Annotated in this window: 2 protein-coding genes; both read left to right on the top strand. The window is 49.6% G+C overall.

Going from position 1 to position 3,412, the window contains the following annotated elements; genetic code table 11:
* A partial coding sequence (locus lacNas_RS11380) for a glycoside hydrolase family 70 protein (protein WP_280515448.1) occupies nucleotides 1–2,937 on the top strand: 2,937 nt, incomplete at its 5' end.
* A gap of 214 nt (nucleotides 2,938–3,151) precedes the next feature.
* Nucleotides 3,152–3,412, top strand: a 261-nt coding sequence (locus tag lacNas_RS11375; RefSeq protein ID WP_201346878.1) for a hypothetical protein, incomplete at its 3' end; no start/stop codon positions are given.

Genomic DNA, 3,412 nt, shown 5'->3' with positions numbered 1-3,412 from the left:
TTGAAGAACGGCACCACCTGGACGAAGACGACGGCCAGCGACAAGCGGCCGCTGCTGATGGTTTACTGGCCAAGCCGGCCGATTTTCGTGGACTACTTGAACTTCATGAAGAAGAACGGCTTCGTCAGTGCCAAGCGCAACTTCACGACCAGTGACAAGACCAGCGACTTGTTCAACGCGGCCAACCAGGTTCAAAAGAACGTTGAAAAGCAGATCTCCAGCAAGAAGAGCACTACTTGGCTGAAGACTTTGATGACTGAGTTCAAGAACACGGAAAGCATCTGGACCAAGGCCAGTGAAAGTGAAGACTTTTCCGGCAACCAGCTGCAAGGTGGCTTCCTGCTTTACAACAACTCCAGCCTGACTCCGTGGGCCAACTCCAACTACCGGCTGCTGGGCCGTTACCCGAAGAACATCAAGGGTGACTACACCAAGCAAAAGGAATTCCTGCTGGCCAACGATATTGACAACTCCAACCCGGTAGTTCAGGCAGAACAGCTCAACTGGATGCACTACCTGCTTAACTACGGGACCATCACTGCCAAGGACGACGACGCCAACTTCGACTCAATCAGAGTCGACGCGGTAGACAACGTCGATGCCGACTTGCTCAACATCGCCGGTGACTACTTCAAGGACGTCTACGGGATGAACACCGATGCTAAGTCAAACGCCCACTTGAACATCTTGGAAGACTGGGACCACACTGACCCAGAAAACGTGGCCAAGGTGGGCAACCCGCAAATCACGATGGATGACAAGTGGAAGACGACTATCAACAGCGTGCTGAACCAGGATCCGACTGGCAGCAACAGTTTGGCTGACCTGATCGGTACCAACAGCGACAAGTCTCTGGTCAACCGGACCAAGCTTGACGGCTCCGAGAGTGCTACTCCGAACTACGCCTTCATCCGGGCTCACGACAGTATGTCTCAAGAAAACATCCAACAGGCCATCAAGGACGTAACCAAGAGCAGCAAGTATCCAAACGGTAAGGACTACACGACCTTTACTGAAGCGGAAGAAAAGAAGGGCTTGGCACAATACCGGAAGTACCAGCAATCTACTGAAAAGAAGTACAACCTTTACAACATCCCTTCATCTTACGCCCTGCTTTTGACCAACAAGGACGTTATTCCGCGGGTTTACTACGGTGACTTGTTCTTTGACGGCAGCGAATACATGGCTGAAAAGGGCATCTACTATGATGCAATTTCCAACTTGCTGAAGTCACGCATCAAGTATGTCGGTGGTGGCCAAAGCATGGCAGTCGACAAGAACGACGTGCTTACCAGCGTTCGCTACGGCAAGGGCGTCAAGTCAGCCAGCGACAAGGGGACTGATGAAAGCCGGACTGAAGGGATCGGGGTTATCGTAAGCAACAAGCCAAGCTTGAGCTTGAGCGACAGCGACAAGGTAGTTCTGCACATGGGTGCAGCCCACAAGAACCAGAAGTACCGTGCCCTGCTTTTAACCAACAGCAGCTACGATTCAAAGAACGACGGCACCAGCCAAGCCTCAACCGGTGTCATCAGCTACAGCAGCGACGACAACGCGCCAACGGCAACTACTGATGACAATGGTGACTTGACCTTTACCAACAAGAACCTGACGGTTGACGGCAAGACTGAAGCCAACACTGCGGTCAAGGGGACTAAGAACCCTTGCGTAACTGGCTACCTGGCTGTTTGGGTACCGGTAGGGGCAAAGGATGATCAAGATGCCCGGACTGAGGCAAGCACCAGCACGACTTCAAGCAGTTCACAATACCGGGTCAACGACGCCTTTGATTCAAACGTAATTTTTGAAGGCTTTTCAAACTTTACTTTGACGCCAACTAAGACTGAAGAACGGGCCAACGTGCAGATTGCCAAGAATGCTTCCCTGTTTAAGGACTGGGGTATCACTTCATTCGAAATGGCACCGCAATACGTTTCAAGCACGGACAGAACTTTCCTTGACTCAACCATCGAAAATGGTTATGCCTTTACTGACCGTTACGACCTGGCTTTGAGCAAGAACAACAAGTACGGTTCAGCTGAAGACCTGCGCAACGCTATCAAGGCTCTGCACAAGCAAGGTCTGCAGGTTATGGCCGACTGGGTTCCAGACCAGGTTTACAGCCTGTCTGGCAAGGAAGCCGTGACGGTTACCCGTGTCAACGACGTAGGTGACAGCTGGAACTCACCGAACATGAACAAGATTGTCTACATCGCCAACAGTATCGGTGGTGGCCAGTACCAGAAGCAATACGGCGGCAAGTACTTGGATGAACTGAAGCAAAAGTACCCAGACCTCTTCAGCAAGGTTCAGACTTCTACTGGCAAGCCGATAGATGCAAGCGTCAAGATTACGGAATGGTCAGCTAAGTACATGAACGGGACCAACATCCTGCACCTGGGTTCAGGGTATGTCCTGCGGGCCAGCGCAAGCAAGTACTATAATGTCGGCTACAGCAAGGACGGCAATAAGATTGCTCAGTACCTGCCGATTCAGTTGGCCAGCGGCAAGGACCAGGAAAAGATGGGCTTGGTTGCCAACGGCAAGAACTACAACTACTATGATGCCAGCGGTACTAAGAAGACCAACGCGTTTGTTCAAGACAGCGTAGGCAACTGGTACTACTTCGACAAGAACGGCAACATGGTCAAGAGCAGCAGCTTTGTAAACGCAGGCAGCGGCAGCAGTGCCGGCACCTACTTCTTCATGAGCAACGGTGTTTCGTTCAGAGGCGGTTTGCTGAACAACGGATCACACACTTACTACTTCGACAAGAACGGCCGGATGATCAAGGGCAAGACCGTCAAGAGCGGTGCTTACACTTACACCTTGAACAAGAGCGGCTACCTGACTTCAGAGAAGTACACTTCAGCTTCTAAGAACCAGGCAACTACGAAGAACTCACTTGGTGCTCTTAAGAAAACCAATACTAAGTAATCGTTAAGATAACACGAGTTTTAAAAAAAGAAAGAACAGCTAGCGAAAAACTGGCTGTTCTTTTTATATATTCATTAAAAATAAAATATTTTTTGTAAAGACTTACAAACATAGCTTATATTTTGCAATTAGTGTATAATATTTTTGTGAATCAATGAAGTTTTTTTGATCTTTTGTTGTACAAAATGTTTGGGAGTAAAAAGAAAGGACAACAATGACACGAGAGAAGGAAAACTCTTATAAATGGCTGATGACGGGAGCGGCTGTTTTGGCTACGCTTGTCAGCCTGCCATTTAGTCAGTCTGTTTCTGCCGCCAAAAAGAACGGCTGGCAGAATACCAAAGCGGGCCGGGTTTACTACCGGAACGGCAAGAAGGTGACCAGCAGCTACTTGGTCAGCGGTGGTTATGTTTACTACCTCAAGAAAAACGGGGTAATGATCAAGAACAAGACCAGCAAGATCAAGGGCAAGAAG

The organism is Lactobacillus nasalidis (genome assembly GCF_016587775.1).
In the GTDB taxonomy this organism is placed as follows: Bacteria; Bacillota; Bacilli; order Lactobacillales; family Lactobacillaceae; genus Lactobacillus; species Lactobacillus nasalidis.
The sequence above is the reverse complement of the archived record's forward strand: the minus strand, read 5'-3'. Positions and strand labels throughout refer to the sequence as shown.